The 19,507-nt window shown below is 61.9% G+C and carries 14 protein-coding genes; all 14 read right to left on the minus strand.

Translation table 11 applies throughout. From position 1 onward, the window contains the following. Positions 1-123: 123 nt before the first annotated feature. Positions 124-1,236, minus strand: a complete 1,113-nt coding sequence (locus QNJ86_RS10545) for a sulfate/molybdate ABC transporter ATP-binding protein (RefSeq protein WP_283832584.1) — start codon at positions 1,234-1,236, stop codon at positions 124-126. A 171-nt stretch (positions 1,237-1,407) separates the two neighbouring features. Beyond that, positions 1,408-2,844 carry a molybdate ABC transporter permease subunit gene (gene modB, locus QNJ86_RS10550; protein WP_283832585.1) on the minus strand — a complete coding sequence of 479 codons (1,437 nt, stop codon included), beginning with the start codon at positions 2,842-2,844 and terminating at the stop codon, positions 1,408-1,410. Between the two features lie 98 nt (positions 2,845-2,942). Further along, a complete protein-coding gene (modA, locus tag QNJ86_RS10555) occupies positions 2,943-3,863 on the minus strand; it encodes a molybdate ABC transporter substrate-binding protein (RefSeq protein WP_283832586.1) in 921 nt (306 codons plus the stop codon). A gap of 302 nt (positions 3,864-4,165) precedes the next feature. Beyond that, complete coding sequence (locus QNJ86_RS10560; protein ID WP_283832587.1) at positions 4,166-4,765, minus strand: ABC transporter ATP-binding protein; 600 nt, start codon at positions 4,763-4,765, stop codon at positions 4,166-4,168. 274 nt (positions 4,766-5,039) lie between these two features. Continuing rightward, positions 5,040-6,017: an ATP-binding cassette domain-containing protein gene (locus tag QNJ86_RS10565; RefSeq protein ID WP_283832588.1), complete on the minus strand. Its 978-nt coding sequence runs from the start codon at positions 6,015-6,017 to the stop codon at positions 5,040-5,042. Between the two features lie 8 nt (positions 6,018-6,025). Further along, a complete protein-coding gene (locus QNJ86_RS10570) occupies positions 6,026-7,129 on the minus strand; it encodes an ABC transporter permease (RefSeq protein ID WP_283832589.1) in 1,104 nt (367 codons plus the stop codon). Then, positions 7,122-8,117 carry an ABC transporter permease gene (locus QNJ86_RS10575; protein ID WP_283832590.1) on the minus strand — a complete coding sequence of 332 codons (996 nt, stop codon included), beginning with the start codon at positions 8,115-8,117 and terminating at the stop codon, positions 7,122-7,124. The genes QNJ86_RS10570 and QNJ86_RS10575 overlap by 8 nt, the downstream gene beginning before the upstream one ends. A 170-nt stretch (positions 8,118-8,287) precedes the next feature. Continuing rightward, positions 8,288-9,946 (minus strand): ABC transporter substrate-binding protein, encoded by a 1,659-nt coding sequence (locus QNJ86_RS10580; RefSeq protein WP_283832591.1) that lies wholly within the window; start codon positions 9,944-9,946, stop codon positions 8,288-8,290. Between the two features lie 149 nt (positions 9,947-10,095). Continuing rightward, complete coding sequence (locus QNJ86_RS10585; protein ID WP_283832592.1) at positions 10,096-11,451, minus strand: RNA-binding domain-containing protein; 1,356 nt, start codon at positions 11,449-11,451, stop codon at positions 10,096-10,098. 425 nt (positions 11,452-11,876) lie between these two features. Next, entirely contained in the window at positions 11,877-14,015 is a 2,139-nt protein-coding gene (gene ligA / locus QNJ86_RS10590; RefSeq protein ID WP_283832593.1) for an NAD-dependent DNA ligase LigA, read from the minus strand. Between the two features lie 185 nt (positions 14,016-14,200). Next, complete coding sequence (locus tag QNJ86_RS10595; protein WP_283832594.1) at positions 14,201-14,833, minus strand: HdeD family acid-resistance protein; 633 nt, start codon at positions 14,831-14,833, stop codon at positions 14,201-14,203. Positions 14,834-14,924: 91 nt separating this feature from the next. Further along, entirely contained in the window at positions 14,925-15,812 is an 888-nt protein-coding gene (locus QNJ86_RS10600; RefSeq protein ID WP_283832595.1) for an NAD(P)H-hydrate dehydratase, read from the minus strand. Between the two features lie 96 nt (positions 15,813-15,908). Beyond that, on the minus strand, positions 15,909-16,637 hold the full coding sequence (acpS, locus tag QNJ86_RS10605; RefSeq protein ID WP_283832596.1) for a holo-ACP synthase: 729 nt from the start codon (positions 16,635-16,637) through the stop codon (positions 15,909-15,911). A 211-nt stretch (positions 16,638-16,848) separates the two neighbouring features. Then, positions 16,849-18,681: a glutamine--fructose-6-phosphate transaminase (isomerizing) gene (gene glmS, locus QNJ86_RS10610; protein ID WP_283832597.1), complete on the minus strand. Its 1,833-nt coding sequence runs from the start codon at positions 18,679-18,681 to the stop codon at positions 16,849-16,851. Positions 18,682-19,507 lie beyond the last annotated feature (826 nt).

The following is a 19,507-nucleotide window of genomic DNA, read 5'->3' on the forward strand; positions in this document are numbered from 1 at the left end:
TGCGCAAGCAGGTTTTATGCTGATGTCACAGGGGTCTGTTATAAAACTTTGCTTTTTGCTCTATTGCCTGGGTTTATAACATATATGGTTCGTAGCTGAGGATGCCGAAACAGGCGCTTTCCTCTAGCGCGACACCAGATACACCTTATCCGGAGGAATGCGAACCCAAAGTTCTTCCCCTTCGTAGGGAAGCTCTTCCAGCGAGGTTTTCAGCTTGTCGACGCGCCAGAACAGGTGCTGGTGGAGGTACTTCATCTCATCCTCGTCGGCGCCCACTGTGGGGGCCTCGTCTTGCGCGCGATCGAGAAAGCCCAGCAACACGGTGCGGTCGAACCGCGAGTCGCTCACGCGGTCCACGCGCACACGGTAAACGTTGGTTCCGGGCCCGTCAGCGCGCTCCAAGAAGAACGCGCGCACGCCCAAGTGCGTGACGCCGGTGTCCACGACAGCGGAAGTCTCCAGGTCAACGCCCCACTTCGGCAGCCGCACATGGTGGTCGTCCAACCGCGTTGCCGGCGTGGCGTTCTTACACCCCGACAGCTTCACGCCTGCAAGCGACTGGGGTCTATTCACTAAATCGTCGCCCGTCCCAGTTTCCATAATGTGCCCCGCCTCCACCACCGCAATGCGGTCGCAAAAGCGCAGCGCCTCGTCGATGTCATGACTCACGTACAGAATAGTGCCGTCATAGGCGTCAAACAGGCTGACGAGGTTCTGCTCCAGCACGCCCTTCAAGTGTGCATCAAGCGCGCTAAACGGCTCATCCAGCATAAGAATACCCGGCCGCGCCGCCAACATACGCGCAAGCGCCACCCGCTGCTGCTGCCCGCCCGAAAGCTGCGCCGGATAGCGCTTGTCAAACCCCTCCAAGCCAAAGCGCTTCAGCTCAGTCGACACAATAAGGTCGCGCTCCCCCTTCGCCACGTCACGCCCAATACCCGCCCCCACATTCTCCGCAACAGTCAGGTTCGGGAACAACATGTAATTCTGAAAGAGAAGCGCCGTCTTACGCTGCTGAGGCTTCAGGTTAATCTTGCGCTCCGAGTCAAAAAACACCTGCCCATTCACCACAATACGCCCCTCATCAGGCGTCTCAATCCCCGCAATGCAGCGCATAGTAAGACTTTTCCCACACCCCGAAGCACCGAGGAACCCCAGCGTCTCATCCCCCGCCTCAAACGCCACATCAAGCGTAAACGCGGGGTACTTCTTCTTTATACTAACCTCAAGACTCACAAATAACTCCTACCTCACAGGTCGAATCCCCCCACCCAGCCGACCGAATACCGCCGCCTTCAAGCACGTTAGCCTCACGGAGCGAGGGTGGGAGTGCCCACCAAGCGAGTTCCGCAGCGCAGCGAGGACTGTCTGAGCGACTGGGCACTCCCCCCCTCGCTCACGATACACTCATGAAGCGCGGCGGCGGTACTTCGTCGTGCGCCTACTCCAGAGGTTGATAAACAGAATAACAATAAAGCTAAACACCATGATGACGCCCGTCCAAAACAGCGCCACATCGGTATTCCCGCTCATCCACTCGAAGTAAATGGCGATGGGAATGGTACGCGTAATACCTAGATAGTTGCCCGCCAGAAACAGCGTCGCGCCAAATTCGCCAAGCGCGCGGGCGAACGAGAGCACCGTGCCCGCCGCGATGGACGACCACGACAGCGGCAGCATCAGCTTGAAGAATATCTTCACGTTCGACCAGCCCAGCGTGCGAGCCGCGTCCAGCATGTTCGGGTCGAGATTCTCGAAGGCGCCGCGCGCGCTGCGATACATGAGCGGAAACGCCACCACCACAGCCGCAATGACCGTGGCTTCCCAGCTGAACACCAGCGGCCGCCCAATATCGTTGAAGAACTGGCCAAACGCCGTATTCTTCCCCAGCAGTAGCAGCAAAAGGAAGCCGCACACGGTCGGCGGAAGCACCATGGGGATGGTGAAAATGGAATCCGCGATGTCTTGCGCCCGCGCGGGGATGCGCAGGCTGAAGTACGCAGCCAAAAGGCCTAACAGGAAGATGAAGATGATGGCCGTACCCGTGGTTTTGAGCGTGACCCACAGCGGGCTCATGTCGATGCCGCTTACGAACGCGACCAGCGCGTCGAAGCCTGTGGGAGCGCCGATTACTTCCACGTCGGCCGCCGGCAAAAGCTGCGCGGCGTCGGCGTGCGACAGCTTCACGTACGCCGGGTTGCTGGGGTTGGTGACGTCCGAGCCATCGGCACCCACCACGCAGGCGTAGTACTGGCCGTCTTTCAGCTCCTGGTCGAACTTGTACACGACGCCGCCCTGCTCCACCGTGGGCGAGCCCGTGAACAGCCACTCCCCTTCTCGGGACAGTGTGGCGCCGCCCTTGGCGTTCGCGGCATCCAGGGCCACCAGCAAGCGCTTGAGGAAGGCGCGGTCTTCCGACGAACCCGCGTCAAACCCCACAGCCTCGGCCGCCTGGGGCGGCACGTACGCCACCACCAGCTGGTCGGTGACAATGACCGCCAGGCTGCCCGGTTCGTTCGACACGTAGTAGCGATAGCCCGCGTAGGTGCCATCGACCTCGCTGTTTGCGCCCACTTGCGAGCGCGAAAAGGCCGAAAGCGCGAAGGGCGAGCCCGCAAGAGACGCGGACTCGCCGTCAGCCGCCACCTCTACGGCGTCATCGGCAGCCGTGGCGTTTTGCGCCGCGGCAGGCGTGTCGGGAGCGCCTGCGCCTGCCCCCGCAGCCGCGTTCGGCACATCAACGTCCCCCTCGTCAGCACCATCCGCAAACGCAGCAGCGGGAAACAGCGCCATCATCAGCGCAAACGCTACCAGCATTGCTCCCCAAAGTCGTCTCTTCTCCATACCCATCCTTCAACGTGGAAAAGGATGGGCGGCCCCTCCCGCCCATCCTTTGGCATGCAATTCTTACGTGCGTCCTTACGGTACCACGTCAGCGCCGGTTAGGCGACCAGTTCAAAGCCCCATTCCTGCCACGTCTTCAGCGCCGCAGGATCGGTGGTGGCCCAATCGAGGAATTCCTGGGCAGCTTCTGCCTGCTCGGAATCGGCGCAGAGGGCCGCCGGGTACACGATGTTTTTGTGCGCGTCGGCCGGCACCACGCCGATCACCTTCACGCCGCCGAAGCGGTACACGTCAGAGCTGTACACAAACGCCACGTCAACCGCGCCGGACTGCGCCTGCTTACATACATTGCCCACCGAGGACTGCAAATTTACCTTGCCAGCGAGCGGCGTGCCGTCGTAGGTTCCATCGGTACCGGCGCTATCCTTGCCGGTTTTGCCGGAAGCGTCCGTGAAGCAGCCGACTGTAGAAAGCGCCTGATTAGCGTAGTTGCCGGCGGGCACGGAAGCATCGCCAACAGCCACGCTGTAGTTGCCGGTGGCAACATCTTCCAGCGTGAAGTTCTGGTCGGCGTAGGTGGTGGCCAGCTCAGAATTCTCGCCCGCCACGATGACCAGGTCGTTCTTGAACATGTCGAAGCGCGTGGCCTCATCCACGTAGCCCTTCTCAACCGCGTCGTCCATCTTGCCCTTCGAGGCACTGATCAGCACATCCGCATACGCGCCGGCCGCCAGCTGCTCGTTGAGTTCGCCGGAGGACAGGTACTGCGTGTCTTTGAACGTGACCCAGCTGTGATCTTGCGCGTAGAGTTCCTGCACGGCGTCCATGGCCTTCGAAAGCGAGTTCGCGGCGAACAGTTGCAGTTCAACGGCTTCGTGCTGCTCGGTAGCCTCTTGCGACGGCTGCGGTTCGTCGGTCGTTTTCTGATCGGTGCCGGACGAGCAGCCGAACAGGGCAAACGCCCCCACCAGAGCCAATGCGCAGGCAGATGCGAGCGCAACGCGGAGATGCTTTTTCATGTCAGTTTCCTTCCCTGGTTCTCCTTCTGGGCCCACGCGATGCCGCGTATCCCCTGCTGTTGCGCGCGGCGTATGGGCTGCTGCTATATTATTCTTTTCACAGTATATAGTCAATCGCAAATATCCACTTTAGGGAAGAATTAAAACGGGACTGCAACGAAAGCCCCCACCTGCCAGGTGGAACGTAGGGCAAGGGCTCTGCCCTTGCCGACAACTATATATGACCTGTCAGGTTTGTTTTACTGAGCGGCAAGGGCAGAGCCCTTGCCCTACGGAATACTTCGAAGAATACCGGAAAGGTGTCAGTCCGCAAGGTTCACGACGCGGGTGGCGATGCGCTGGGTGAGGGCCGGGGAGTGGGAGACGAATACGAGGCCGACGTTGCGGCGTTCGGTCTCGGCAACGAGGAAACGCCAGATCTGGGCCTGCGTGACCGCGTCAAGCATGGTGGATATCTCGTCGGCCACAAGGTAGCGTGGATTCGCCGCCAGCGCGCGGGCGATGCAGAAGCGCTGCAGCTCGCCGCCGGAAAGCTCATGGGGATAACGGCGCAACCACTTTCGCTGAATCCCCAGGTCATCAAGCAGCTGCTCGGGCACCTCGCCCGCCTCAGCGAGCGTCTTCTCCATCCGCATCCGCGGATCAACCGCCGCCTCCGGATGCTGCAGAATGAGTTGCACCGGACACACCCCGCGCGCAGGCAGCGGCTCGCCGTCGACGAGGATCTCGCCCTTGAGCGGCCGCTCAAACCCCGCAAGCAACCGACAAAGCGTCGTCTTCCCAAACCCCGAAGGCGCCACCAAAGCCACCCGCTCATCAGGCCCAACAACCAAGCTAAAGTCCCGATACAGAGGCTCCACAGCCCCCGGATACCCATAGGTTATGTCGCGCGCCTCAAGCATGCTTATCTTCTACCTCTTCCCTCCGGTCGCGAATTTCGCTACCCAATCTCACAGGTTCACCCGATTCCAGAGAACGGGCATGATCCTTCGAATCACAACTCCCTTGAAACTCGGTGGTGGCGGTGGTGTCCACCAAGCGAGCCCTTTACTGTAGCCGCAGTACCTTGAGGGGTCTGCAGCGCAGTTCCGCACGAGCCGAAGCATCCAGTGGATGCTTCGTGCGGAGCCCAGGACTGTCTGAGCAGCAGGCCCCTCAAGGTACTGCGGCGGACAGCTAAAGATCATCGAGCGACTGGGTATTCCCCGCGCTTCTCCGCGGTCCCCCAGGTACAAAGTCGTGCTCCGGTAGCGCGTGCCAGAGTTCTTTTGAGAAAGGGTGCTCTAGCATGTCCGGCGAGGCGAAGTTCGCGACCGCTGTCTCTTCCACGACCGTCCCCTCGCGAAACACCGCCACGCGATCCGCCACCTGCAGCGCGAGTTCAATGTCGTGCGTGATAAGCATGACGCCGCCGCCCGCATTCGCGAAATCGCGGAAGTCGTCGAGGGCGCGTACAGCCAGGTCCAGGTCGAGGCCCGGCGTGGGCTCGTCGGCGATGACCACGCGCGGATCGTCCATGAGCGCGCAGCACAGAAGCACACGCCGCGCCATGCCGCCGGAGAGTTCGAAGGGGTACAGCTTCGCCACCTCTTCCCCCAGGCCATAGCGGGCGAACAGTTCCTCGCGCTTGCGACGGCGCGCAGCGCGGTCGGCCTCGGGGTACGCGAAGCCCTCCACCTGGCGGCCCACGCGCATGAGCGGATCGAGGTTGTTCACGCTTTGCGGCACAAGCGACACACCGCGGCCGCGCACGCGCTCAAGCGCGGCGGCATCCATGGCCTCGCCGTCGAACCAGATGCGCCCGGTCACGGTGGCGTTCGGCTCGAAAAGCCCCAGGATGGCGTCGGCCAGAAGCGTCTTGCCAGAGCCCGACGCTCCCACCACAGCCACAATTTCACCCGCGTGCACGGAGATACTCAGGTTCTCAATGACCGGCACGAAGCGCTGTTTCGCCTGAAAGAAGGGGGCATTTTCCTCATACATTCGGAAGCCCACGCTGAGGTCTTCCACTTGCAGCAGATGGTGGCCGTGCTCATGGCGCGACACGGACGCGTGCTTGTGATGGTGGTGCACCTGCGCATCCTCGTGCTGCGTGCGCTCGTGCTCGATGACCTCGCGCAAGCCCAGCGCCTCCTGTTCCGTCAGCTTCTCCATGCCCCCTCCTACTCCTGCGCGCTGTGCGGGTCGATGAGTTTCCGCAGGCTGGAGCCGGCGGCATCGAACAGCAGCACCGTGATCATGAGCGCGAGGCCCGGGAACACCGCAAGCCACCACATGCCAGCCGAGAGGTAGCCCATGGCCTCGCTGAGGATGACGCCGATGGCGGGCTGCTCGGGCGGCAGGCCGAAACCGAGGAACGTGATGGCCGCCTCGTGCAGGATGGCGTGTGGGAACAGGAGGATAAGACCCACCAGGAACTGGGGCAACACGTACGGCAGCATGTGGCGCGTCGCGATGCGCACGGGGCTTTGCCCCAGCTTGCGCGCGGCCGCGATGAAGGTTGCCTCTTTGAGTTGCAGCACCTCGGCGCGCACGACGCGCGCGAGGCTGGGCCAGTGAGTCACCGCCACACCGATGGTGACGCCCCAAAAACCCTTGCCCAGCGCGAAGGAAATAAGGATGAGCAACACGATGTGCGGAATGCCCATCATGAGGTCGATAAGCCAGGTCACCGCCGCGTCTACCTTACGTCCACCGAGCGCGGCCGCGGCTCCCAGCACCAGCGCGATGATCGACGACACGCCCGCCGCAAGCAAGCCCACCAATACGCTGGTTGAAAGCCCTGCGAGCGTGCGCAGCAGCATGTCGCGCCCCATCCAGTCGGTGCCGAAGAGGTGCGCTAAGCTGGGCGGAAGGCTCTTCTGCGCGAAGTCCGTGGCAGTTGCCGCGTCGGTCACAAGGACCCCCGTCACCACCACAGCCGCAAGCGCCACCACCGCCAAGATGAACGTTGCCAGCGTGAGCTTGCGGTTCGCTACCTGCTTCTTGCGGGGTCGATGGAGAGCCGGAACGGAAGCTGAAGCAGCCCCGGCTGTCGCCGCACGGGATCCTTCGACTCCGGCAGCTACGCTGCCTCCGCTCAGGATGACAGGGGAAATTGCAGCGTCGCCGCCACTGCTCTTGATGACAGGGGAAGCTGCAGCGTCGCCGCCACTGCGGATGGAAGAGGGGGGCGTTCTACCCAGGTTGTCATCCTGAGCGGAGGTGCCGGAGGCACCGGAGTCGAAGGATCCCGCGCGGCGCGAAAGCGCAAACCAGTTACGCATGAAGCTCACCTGCCTGTTCGCCGCGACGAATGCGAGGGTCTACGACGCCGTAGAGCATGTTCGCAATGAGGTTGCCGCCAAAGACGAAGGCGGCCGAGAGCACCGCGATGCCCGCAAGCAGCGCCACGTCGCCGCCAAGGCCGGCGGTGACTGCCGCCTGCCCGAGGCCCGGATACGAGAACACCTGCTCCACCAGCACCGATCCGCCGAAGATTTCCGAAATGGACGCAAACTGCAGCGTGAGCGCCGGCATCATGAGGTTCCGCAGTCCGTGATGCCGCAGCGCCCCCCAGGTGGAAAGGCCGCGCGCGCGGGCAAAGCGCACGTAATCGCTTTCCAGCACGTCAACCGTCTTCTCGCGCGTGTGCAGCGCGATGTTCGCCACCCCCACCACGGACAGCGTGAGCGCCGGAAGCGCCAGGTGATGCAGCGCATCGGCCAGCGTCACGTCGGCCGCCGCCACGCCGATAGGCACCGAGAATCCAAACGGGAACCATCCAAGCCACACCGAGAACACAATAAGAAACACCAGCCCCAGCCAAAACGTCGGCACCGAAGCCAGCAGAAAGCAGTAGCCCTTCACGATGCGGTCGATAAGCCGCCCGCGATTCGCGCCCGCAAGGATGCCGAGCGCAAACCCCAAAACGCCACTGACCACCCACGCCGTCACCATTAGCGCAAGCGAGTTAAGCGCCCGGTTCGCAATGACGTCAGCCACCGGCGCGTTATAGCGCAACGACGTGCCCAAATCCCCCTGCACCGCCGAATAAAGCCAGTTCGCATAACGCTCAAACAAGGGCGTATTTGCGCCCCAATACTCAGCCAACTGCGCCCGTTTCGCCTCGCTCATATTGACCAGCGCTGCCTGCCCCACATTAGCCTGCACCGGATCGATAGGCGAAACGCTCACCAAAACAAACGTCACCAAACTCACCGCAAACATGAGCAGGACGAACTTCACTATGTTCCGAAGGATAAAACGGGTCATAACCTTACTTTCGCACAAAAGTCAGCGAGAGGCGTCGAGGTGCCCCGAATTGGCGCGTTTCGCGGCCGAGCGTGCTTCGCACGTGAGGGTAAGCGAAAAAGCGCCAAGGCGGGGTGCATCGACGCCTCGCAGCGTCGAGCTGTTCCGCTGTTCGCCAGAACAGCGGAACATTAAGCCCACGACCATTGGTCGACGTTGTTCACGAGCGACCATCCGTGGCCGTGTGGATGCGGCTTCTGCTTCGCCACCTTCAGATTCTCCTTGGCGAAGTACAGGTGATCGACGTTCGCAAACCACACCCACGGCGCATCGCCCTGCGGCGCGATGCCGGCCTGGCCGTCCCACTGGGCCTTCTTCCAGAAGTCGAACGAGTCCTCCACCAGCGGCTGCGCGAGCGCTTCGTCCAGGTAGGCGTCCACCGTTGGGTTCTCGTAGCTGGCGTAGTTGCCGGTGCCCTTCGAGTAGAACAGGTTGTACGTTTCCACGGGGGCGTTGGTGCCCCAGCCCCACACGATGGGGTCGGTGAACTGGTGTGGGTAGAGGTCATCCCAGCTGGCGCCCTTGATGCTTACTTCGATGCCGAGGTCCTTCATCTGGTTGGCGAACTCGGCCGCGATGGCCTGGCGCACGGAGTCGCCGGCGGAATAGTACAGGTTGAGCGAGGCGCGTACGCCATCCTTCTCGCGCACGCCGTCGGCGCCGGGGGTCCAACCCGCGTCGTCGAGCAGCTTTTTCGCCTTGTCAACGTCGGTTGTGCATTGCATGTCGGGTGAGGACCACGGCATGCCATCGCCCACGCTGAAGGCCACGGTGCCGTAGCCGTTCATCACGTTGTCGATCATCTTTTGACGATCTACACCGTAGTTGATGGCCTGACGCACCGCGCGGTCGCAGGTCACGTCGTTGCCCACTTCGTAGGCCATGTCGCCCTGCTCCACCTTCGTGCCGCCAGCAGGCACGCACGGCAGCGAGATACCGCGCGAGTCCACCGACGCGCAGTTAAGCAGGTCGTATCCCGCCGGCTGGTTGGCGGCGAAGGTTGCGGCCGTGTAGGCCACGTCCACCTGGCCAGACTGCGCCGCAGCGAGCGAGGCGTCCTCTTCCATGAACACCACTACCACGCGCTCCATCTGGGGCGCGTCGCCGTAGTAGTCGGGGTTCGCCACGAGAATAGCCTGCTGACCCTTGTCCCATTGCTCCAGCTTGTAGCGGCCACTGCCAATGGGTTTGTCGCCGTAGTTCTCGTCGTAGGCGTGCTCGGGCACGATGCCGATAACTGCCAGCGTGTACAGCAGCGCGTTGAACGGCTTCTCCATGTGAATTTCCACCGTGGTGTCGTCAAGGGCGACAGCTTCCTTCACCATGGATAGGTCGCATTCGGATGCCTCGCCGGTGCGAATGCCGTTCAAGGTAAAGGCAACGTCGCGCGCCGTGAGCGGCTGACCGTCGGTGAACTTCACGTCATTGCGGATGGTGAACGTCCAGGTCATGCCATCGTCTGATGCCTCGTAGGACGTGGCAAGGTCGTTTACAAAGTTGAGGTCGGTGTCGGTAGTGATAAGCGTGGACTGGATGAGCGGCTCGTGCACATGCTCGCCGCAGCCCCACGACACGAACGGGTCGAACCCCGCCGCCGGCTCGGAACCCGGCGTCATGGACACGATTACCTGGTTCGGAGTGGTTGGCGTGGTTTGCGCGCCGTCACCCTTGTCCGCCGCCGGAGCGCTCTCGCCACCACTCGCGCAGCCCGCCAACAACCCGCCAACCGACAGCGCCGCCGCCCCCGCTCCGGCCATCTTCGCAAACTGCCGCCGCGTCATCGTTCCCATGAGCCCTCACTCTCCCGCGCCCTTGGCGCCCGTGTTACGTTTTGAATTAGCGTAACACACTATAGCACTCACCTTCCAGACGTGGTGTTACGAATAAATTTTCCGTAACCCCATCGGTGAGCGGTCGGCTTTGTCTTCCGAATTCCTTCTTACGAGAGGGAATGCGGCGCTCGCACTCTGCGATAAGTGCGGTCTCTGGTTGAGCCCCTTGCTTCCACCCACCCCTCTTTCACCAGCTCTTTCAACAGACGCGCTGTTTTTGTGGGCGAGAACTTCGTGCGCTTGGCCACCTCGCTTTTCGAAAGATTCGCCTTATCGGGAAGTTCCCTGAGCACGTGGAGCTTATCATCGGAAAGTTCGCCTGCGCATTCTTCTTCCCGAAAAGAGAACTGATGGTATGGCTCGGAAGAAGTCACGGCGTTCACATTTGGCAGGACAACTTTTACGGCACCATCGAGAAATTCCACGGAGGGTTCAAGCCCGGTTCCTTCGTAGCTGCCCATGATTTTCATGATGCCGGTGCCGTATGCCTCAATCCACCGCAGCCGGTAGAACAGCGCCGATAGCCCCACGTTGCGCGCGACGGAAATGCCCGCAAGCGCGCCTTCCTCGGTGGCACCATGCGGCAACCCACCAGGGGAAATTATTTCACACCGGTCATCGAACACATTCACACCGACACTTGCCCTAATGCCGTAATCGCGATGAACCACGGCGTTGAGCACCGCTTCGCGCAACGCTTCCTCCGGGTAGTCGCGCGACTCAATGCGCTCAGGCTTGCCACCGACAGACAGCCGTACGTTGTTCAGCAGATCGAGAAGCTCCAGTGCATCACCCACTTGGCGAAGCACCGAGCCGGCGAACTCCCGGCGCGTTTGAAATACCGCCTTCGTGGTTCCCGTGAAGCGCGCCACCTTGATGCTGCACGCGCATTGGTCGGAAAGCAGGTAACCCAAGTTGGTAAACAAGCCATCGGTGCCCTCCACGCCAAGCGAGCGTTTCTGCGCAACTCCGAACTGAATGTCGTGCTTTTTGAGCACGGCAGCCGCTTCTTCGAAGGTGAGGTTTTGATCGAGCGAGCGCGCTTCCTCGAACGACTCGGCGCTCATCTGACGTAAAAGGTGACGAATTCCATCATAGGTAAGCGGCTGAGCGCTGGTCCCCTGCCTGATATAGACCCCTTCCGGCCGCAGCCCCTTGCCAGCGATGCAATATGGAAGATCGGGCCCGCGATGCACCGTAACCACCACCAGGTCGAAATCATCGAACCCTTCAACGTGTGCCTCGGCGAACATACTCAAGTCCGGCACAATAGCGTCATGGATCATGTGATTGATGGCGTCAGCCGTTTCCTGCGGGTCATCCACGCCGATAACATTACCGTCATCTTCCACACCTATATAAATAGTGCCACCCTCGGTATTAGCGAACGCAACAATCTCCTTCACCAGCGAGGGCATGAACTTACGCTTCAATTCAATAATCGCAGTTTTAACAAAGGTCATCGGAGCCTCACTTCACCCGCGGTATTTTGATATTTTAACATTTTGACGTTAAAATATCAAAATATCGTGCGAATTTATGTGTCGCTCACTATGTACAAGATTATAGCGACGCCCTTTACACAGACACAACGTCGACCTGGGGTTACTAATTTTTCGAGCGAGTTCAACTAATTTTTCGAGGCATTTTTACTAATTTTTCGAGCGACTTTTGACTAAGTTTTCGAGGATGGGGAAAATGGGTTCTCCGCCTTCGGCGGAGAGGGCGCATCGTGAAGCGCCCCTACAAAGATAACCATTCTAGTTAGATTTATTGTACAGGAATAAGCCCTCGTCATAATGGTGGGGAGGGCAATCACCTCTTGGCGTAATCGGTAGCGCGAAGCGCGTCACACTTTTACGAAGCGGTCGACGTGGCCCCTTGGGTGCTATTCCGCCAGAACCGCTGGGGGTTCGCCGGTTTCCAGGATGCGCAGGAGGGCAGGTTCGTCAAGGACAGGGACGCCGAGGCTCACGGCTTTGTCGTATTTGCTGCCGGCAGCTTCGCCCGCTATGACGTAGCTGGTCTTTTTGGACACGCTGCCGCTCACCTTTGCGCCGCGGGCTTTCAGAGCGGCGCCAGCCTCGTCGCGAGTCATGCCGCTTTCAACCAGGCTTCCGGTCAGCACAAACGTGAGACCGGCGAGGGTTTGGGGCAGCTGCTCGCCGGGGTCGCTCGCCTCGTCGGCTAGCGTGACGCCGCGCTTTTGCAAGCGCTCAATAACGGCCGCGTTGTCGGGCGTGCGCAGGAACAGATACACACTATGAGCAATCTTGGGGCCCACGCCGTCGATGGCGGCGAGGTCTTCCTCGCTCGCAGCCATAAGCGCGTCAATCGACGGGTACGCCGCGGCCAAAAGTTCGGCGATGGTCTTGCCCACATGGCGCATACCCAGGCCAAACAGCGCGCGAGCGAAGGTGCGGCTGCGGCTCGCGTCAATGCCGGCCACTAGTTTCTTCGCCACCGTCTCGCCCAGGCGAATGGGTTCGCCGTCCTTGTTCACGCGCCCCATGTCGAGCAATGACAACTCCACCTCGTCAAGCGTGTAGTAGTCGGCCACGTCAGACAAACGGCCGCTCTCTACCAGGCGCGTCACAATTTCCTCACCCATACCGTCGATGTCCATGGCACCACGGCTTGCCCAATGAAGCAGGCGCTCCAACGCCTGCGCCGGGCAGTCGATAGAAATGCAGCGGAAGTCCACCTCGCCTTCCTCGCGAATAACAGGCGACCCGCAACTCGGGCAGTTCTTCGGCATGTGCCACACCGCGGCATCGGCCGGGCGCAGCGCCAGTACGGGGCCCAGCACCTCGGGAATCACGTCGCCCGCCTTGCGCACGATGACCGTGTCGCCCACGCGCACGTCCTTGCGCTGCACCTCGTCCTCGTTGTGCAGCGTCGCGCGCGCCACGGTGGAACCCGCCACCACCACCGGGTCCATCTCGGCCACGGGCGTCAGCTTTCCCGTGCGTCCCACTTGCACCGTTATGTCACGCAGCAGCGTGGTTTTTTCCTCCGGCGGAAACTTGAACGCAATGGCCCAGCGCGGCGCGCGCGCCGTGTAGCCCATGGCGGCCTGTTGCGCGAACGAGTTCACTTTCACCACCACGCCGTCAATCTCGTACGGCAAGTGGTCGCGGCGCTGTACCACGCGCTCACAGAACGCGTGCACGGCCTCGCGCGTTTCGCACAACTCCACGTCGGGATTCACGTGGAAGCCGGCCTTGCGCAGCCACTGCAGCAGTTCCCACTGGCCCTCAACCGCCAGCGCACGCTCGTCGGCCACCGCATACAAAAACGTCGACAGGTCACGCGACGACGTGATGGACGGGTCCTTCTGACGCAGGCTGCCCGCGGCGGCGTTGCGCGGGTTCGCGAACGCCTGCTTGCCGTTGGCCTCGGCAGCTGCGTTCAGCGCCTCGAAACTCGACTTCGGCATATACACCTCGCCGCGCAGCTCCACCGGCGCGGAGGCATCCACCAGCGTGCCCAGCGCCTCGGCCCGCAGGCGCAGCGGCACGTCCTTCACCGTGCGCATGTTGGCCGTCACGTCCTCGCCCGTGGTCCCGTCGCCGCGCGTCGCCGCGCGCACCAAGCGCCCGCCCTCGTACGTCAGCGCAATGGACGACCCATCAATCTTCAGTTCGCACACCACGGGCACCATGCGCCCAAACGCTTCCACCACGCGCTCCAGCCACGCGTCAAGTTCGCCCAGGTCCATGGCGTTATCGAGCGAATACATACGACGCGCATGCCGCACCGGCGCAAACTGTTCGCCCACATAGCCACCCACGCGCTGCGTGGGGCTGGCCGGATCCACCAGTTCAGGGTGCACCGCCTCCAACTCGCGCAACTCACGCATGAGCGAGTCGAACGCCCCGTCGGATATTTCAGGCGCATCGCAGGCGTAATAGAGATAGCTGTGGTGCTCAATCTCACGCCTGAGCGCCTCGACGCGCGCCGCCGGATCGCTTGTCGCTTCCGCAAGCGCCCGCTCATCAAGGAGAGATTGTTGTTCGTCTGCCATAAGTGTCACCGCCGTCGTCATCTCAGGGCTTGCGCGGCCCTTCTGAACAAAGGCCCCGAGCGTTTCGGGGCCTTCTTCGTTTCTTCGAGATTCTACCACGAGCCAGCAACGCGAGGCGCAGCGCTCATGGTTTCAGCAAAGGTTGCAACCACTCTGTGCCCAATCGGACACCGGCAGGCGATCAGCTATAACGTCATAGCCTTGCCCGCGTTCCATCCGTACACCACGAGCGACGCCGCGCGCATCACCACAAACAGCGCGAGGAAGAGAACGAACGTCGTGGGCACCAGGAAAAACGTGACGCCGCAGAGCGCGCTCACAATGCCCGAGAACAGCATCCAGCCCCAGAGCGACCCCACCGACTTGCGGATGCGGAACGCGCCCACAATCTCAAACACGCCGAATACCAGGAAGAACGCGCCAATGACCCACGGGATAACCCCCGCGAACGCCAGCGGGTGAATGAGTAGCATGAGACCAATCACAATGTCGAGCACCGCGTATGCCACCGCCCAGCCAGACAGGTTCATCACTTTGCGGAACCGCACATAGTTAATAATGTCAAACACGCCCGACACGAGAAAGCCCGCGCCCGCGATGGCCGTGATGGTGACCAGCGTCAACCCTGGCGCCACCAGGAAGAACAGCGCGCACAGCGCCAGCAGAACTCCCGCAACAATCAAACCCCAGTCATGCTTTTTGGTGGTATCCACCGCTTCACGCTCCTTGAGTCGGGACGCCGCACTATGGGGTGTGAGCAGGCCGAACGCAGACAGGCCGACCACCGCCCGTGCGGCAACGTCATGGTTTCCGCCCATTGTAGCGCTTCGCTTTCCCGCGCTGCTCCTCTCGCGCAACCGTTTACGCACTGTAAGGCCCTTTTGTGCCACGCGCAGGTGAGGGCGTCGTTTACGCTGTAGGCAGCCCTTCACTGACAAGCGTTTTGAAAGCCTCGGGGAGGAAGTCGACCACATCTTCGGCCGTGACGCATACCGACGTGAGGCGCGCCTCGGCGGCGCGCCCCGCGAGCGCGTGCAGCGAGGTGCCCAGCACCGCGGCATCGAGCGGCGCCAAGCCCTGCGCGAGCAAGGCCGCCACCAGGCCCGCCAGCACGTCGCCCGTACCCGCCTTCGCGAGCGCAGGCGTGCCAAGCGCCATGCGTACCACCTGGTCGCCGTCGGAGATGAACGTGTCGGGGCCTTTTACCGCCGCCGTCACGCCATAGGCACGCGCAAGGGAAAGCGCCAGGCGCGCCAGATCATCCGTCGCCAGCCCCAGCGGCTCCGCCAGCCGCGCCGCCTCGCCGCCATGCGGCGTGATAACCGTGGGGAAACCCAAGATAAAGCGCCGTTTTAGCAACCGCCTCCCCTTCTTCGTGGAAAGCGCCGCCAACCCGCCGCCATCTACCAGCACAGGAGCCTGCGCCCGCTTCAACACGAACTGCACGAGCCGGACGGCTTCTTCATCCTGCGCGTCAAAACCGCTGCCCACCGCGAGTGCGCAGGGTTTGCCGGGACGCGAAACGGGCAGATCAAGAGGCTGTAGCCCCTCCCATGAGCGTACCACGAGCGAAGGACTGACGGCGTGCACGAGCGCCATCGCCTCGGGAGCCGTGACCACTTCGGTGTAGCCCGCGCCCATGCGCTGCGAGGCGCGCGCCACCAGGCACGCAGCCCCCGGGTAGCGCGCGCTACCCACCAGCGCCGTCAGCTTTCCGCGCGTGTATTTGTTGGCATCATCCGCCGGCACCGGCACCAGGGCCACCAACTCGTCAGAAGAAAATTCCCGCACGTCCATGCCCACCGCCTTCCGCAACCCAACTCAGTTTTGCCGATTGTACTCCCGTTTTCGTACAGCCAGCACCCAGTGCGGCTATCTGGCGCACAATCGACGCTAGGATGCAGAAGAGTCCGATGCATCAGGTGCGGGGGTGGGTTGTTCCATTTCGTCGAGCATGCTGCGGGCTTCTTTGAACTGTTTTGCCAGCTCTTCCATGGGGTCGACGCGCTTCTCGGCCGCGCGGCGGGCATCTTCGGTGATAGCCATCGCGCACGCCACGGCCTCGGTATGCGTGAAGGAAAGCGAAATGGGCAACTCACGCACGCCCTGCTCAGCCGCAATTTCCTTCGCACGCCCCGACAGCACCACATACGGGCGGCCCTTCGTGTTGCGGCGCACCTCAATGTCGCGCACGCCAATCCCGCGCGTGAACCCGGTGCCGAGCGCCTTCACCACCGCTTCTTTCGCCGCAAAACGCGTGGCAAAGTGCACCTCCGGCGCCGCCGTGGCCTCGCAATAGGCACGCTCTTCCTCCGAGAACACGCGTCGTGCGAAACTGGGCGTTCGCTCTAGGATACGCTTCATGCGCGCGATCTCCACGATGTCCACGCCCAGCCCCACCTGCCCCTCCAGCCCCTCAAAGCCAGCAGGCACCTGCGCGCTCTCGCGCCGCCCGGGATCCTTCGACTCCGCGCTTTCAGCGCTCCGCTCAGAATGACAAGAGGTAGCGCCATCGGGGCTTGGCTCGGGTCGACAAGGGGCGGCGTCAACGCCACTCTGCTCTGGACGACAGGATGCCCCATCATTCTGCTCAGGATGACTATTCATGTCCTTTTCACTCATCAACAAACCCTCTCCCACAGGTTGAATCCCTCTTCTCTCCCCCACGCAACCTGGCCCCATCGCCCGGAGTAGCAACCCGGCAGTCGGCTCGGGTGGCAGCGCCCACCAAGCGAGTTCCGCACGAGCCGAACAGCCCAGTGGGCTGTTCGTGCGAGCCCAGGACTGTCCGAGCGACTGGGCGTTGCCACCCGAGACGACGGACAAGCAGCACCTACTCCACCGTAACCGATTTGGCCAGGTTGCGAGGCTGGTCCACATCGCAGTTGCGTTCAACCGCAATCGCCCGCGCAAACAACTGCAACGGCACGCTCGCTGTAATCGCAGAGAACGCATCCCGCACCTTCGGAATGTAGATCACGTGGTCGGCGTGCGCGCGAATGTCCTCGTCGCCTTCGGTTGCCACCGCCACCACCATCGCGCCGCGCGCCTTCGCCTCCTGGATGTTCGACACCAGCTTATCGTACACGGGGCTTTTCGTGGCCACCGCAATTACCGGGAAACCCTCGTCGATGAGCGCGATGGGCCCGTGCTTCATCTCGCCAGCCGGATAGGCCTCGGCGTGCAGGTAGCTGATTTCCTTCAGCTTGAGCGCGCCTTCGTACGAAATGGCCGCACCCATGCCGCGTCCCACAAAGAGCGCGCTCTTCGCGTCCTTGCACGCGCGCGCCGCCTCGTCGATGGCCGTTGTGTCGGCCAGGATGTGTTCCACCTGCTCAGCCGTGTCGGCCAGCTCATGGAACAGCAGGCGCACCTGGTTCGTCTTCAGCTTGCCCTTCGCTTGCGCCAAAAGCAGCGCCAGCAGCGTGAGCGACACCACCTGTCCCAAGAACGACTTCGTGGATGCCACCGCAATCTCTTTGTTGGCCTTCGTGTAAATGACGCCGTCCGATTCGCGCGCCAGCGGCGAGCCCACCACATTCGTAATACCAAACACCTTCGCACCCTTCACGCGTGCGTCGCGCACGGCGGCCAGCGTGTCGGCGGTCTCGCCCGACTGCGACACGGCCACTACCAGGGTCGATGGCGTAATGATGGGGTTGCGGTAGCGGAATTCGCTCGCCACTTCCACCTCGCAGGGGATGCGCGCCCAGCCCTCAATGAGGTTCTTCGCAATGAGTCCCGCGTGATACGACGTGCCGCACGCGATGACGTACACGCGGTCGATGAGGTTCAATTCCTCGGGCGAAAGATCCAGCTCGTCGATGGCCAAGTGCCCGTCTACCAGGCGTCCGGCCAGCGTGTCGCGGATGACGCGCGGCTGCTCGTGAATTTCCTTCAGCATGAAGTCGGGGTAGCCGCCCTTTTCGGCCACGTCCACGTCCCAGTCGATGTGGGTGGTCTGCGGCTCGTACACTTCCTCGCCGCGCACTTTATAATAAGTAATGCCCGCAGGCGTGAGTTTGGCGAAGTCGCCGTCGCCGAGTACCACCACGTCGCGCGTGGCGTCAATCAGCGCGATAATATCCGAAGCCACATACGCACCGTCCTCGGCCATGCCCACCACCAGCGGCGAATCCTTGCGCGCGGCAATGATGGTGCCGGGCTCCTGGTCGCTCACCACGGCCAGGGCGTAGGCGCCAATCAGGCGCTCAACAGCCTCGCGCACGGCTTGCAGCAGGTCGCGGTTAGTGCGGAACGCCTCTTCCACCAGGTGCGCTATCACCTCGGTGTCCGTTTCGCTGGTGAAGGTGTGGCCGCGGCCTTCCAGTTCCTCGCGCAGTTCGGCGAAGTTCTCGATGATGCCGTTGTGCACCACCGCCACGTGGCCGTCGCAGGAAACATGGGGATGCGCGTTCGCCTCGGAGGGGCGGCCGTGCGTGGCCCAGCGCGTGTGCCCAATGCCGCAGGTACCCGTGAGCCCAAGCGGCGCCACCAGCTGCGCAAGGCCGCTCACCTTGCCCCTGGCGTGCACCACCTGCAAGCGTCCATCCTGTTCAACGGCAATGCCCGCCGAATCGTAACCGCGATACTCAAGCCGTGTCAGGCCCTCAATCAGGATATCCTTCACGGGGCGCGACCCCGTATAGCCCACGATTCCGCACATAGCCTGCTCCTTACGCACGTCGCTTGCTTGGGAAAACGCCGTGGCGACAAAGCGCACACGAGCGCTAAAGATAGATGACTGCGCTATTCTAAAGTAAGAGCCCGGGCTGAGGCTGCGCGCGCCGAGCGTTGGCGCAAATCTGTTCAAGAAACGCATCTTTGCCGAAGGGCCCACGCAGTAAACCAGCCTCACATTCACGAGCGCCCCACTTCACAAAAAAGTGTGACACGCTTACGCGCTGGCTAATACGCCATGAGTTTTCCCGCGTTCCTTGCCTTATGATGCGGGTTGACTGAGCTTGTAGGCGATACCGACAGGTTGGCGGTTGGCGATTCACGAATCGCCCTCTCCGCCGAAGGCGGAGAACACAACCATGACCTGCGTTTTCGCGCTGCGCGCGAAAGGGCGCTTCGTGAAGCGCCCCTACGTGGATTACCTTTTTAGTTAGAGATATCGTACATGAAAAAACCCGCGTCATAGTGATAGGGAGGGCAGTCATCTTGTGGCGTAATCAGCAGCGCGAAGCGCGTCACACTTTATGAGAGCGGGACGGCGGCCCTCAAAGGTTGAGAACACAATCGAACAAGAGGTTTATCGATGGCCATGATCCTACCTGACATAGAACCTGGCAAAAAATGGCACAAATCGCCGTTTATGTACGGATTTGATGAGCACTTGTATGAGAAATCCCAGGTCAATATTTCGCGAAGTCGTCGAGGCGGCGAAATCGGGCGAAAATCCATACATAAAGGGCGTGCGGCAGAAAGTTGGACCGCCTTGAGGCGGTCCACGACCGATCGAGTGGCCCCGTAGGGGCCGCGAGGAG

This window comes from Gordonibacter faecis (genome assembly GCF_030077735.1).
Taxonomy (GTDB): domain Bacteria; phylum Actinomycetota; class Coriobacteriia; order Coriobacteriales; family Eggerthellaceae; genus Gordonibacter; species Gordonibacter faecis.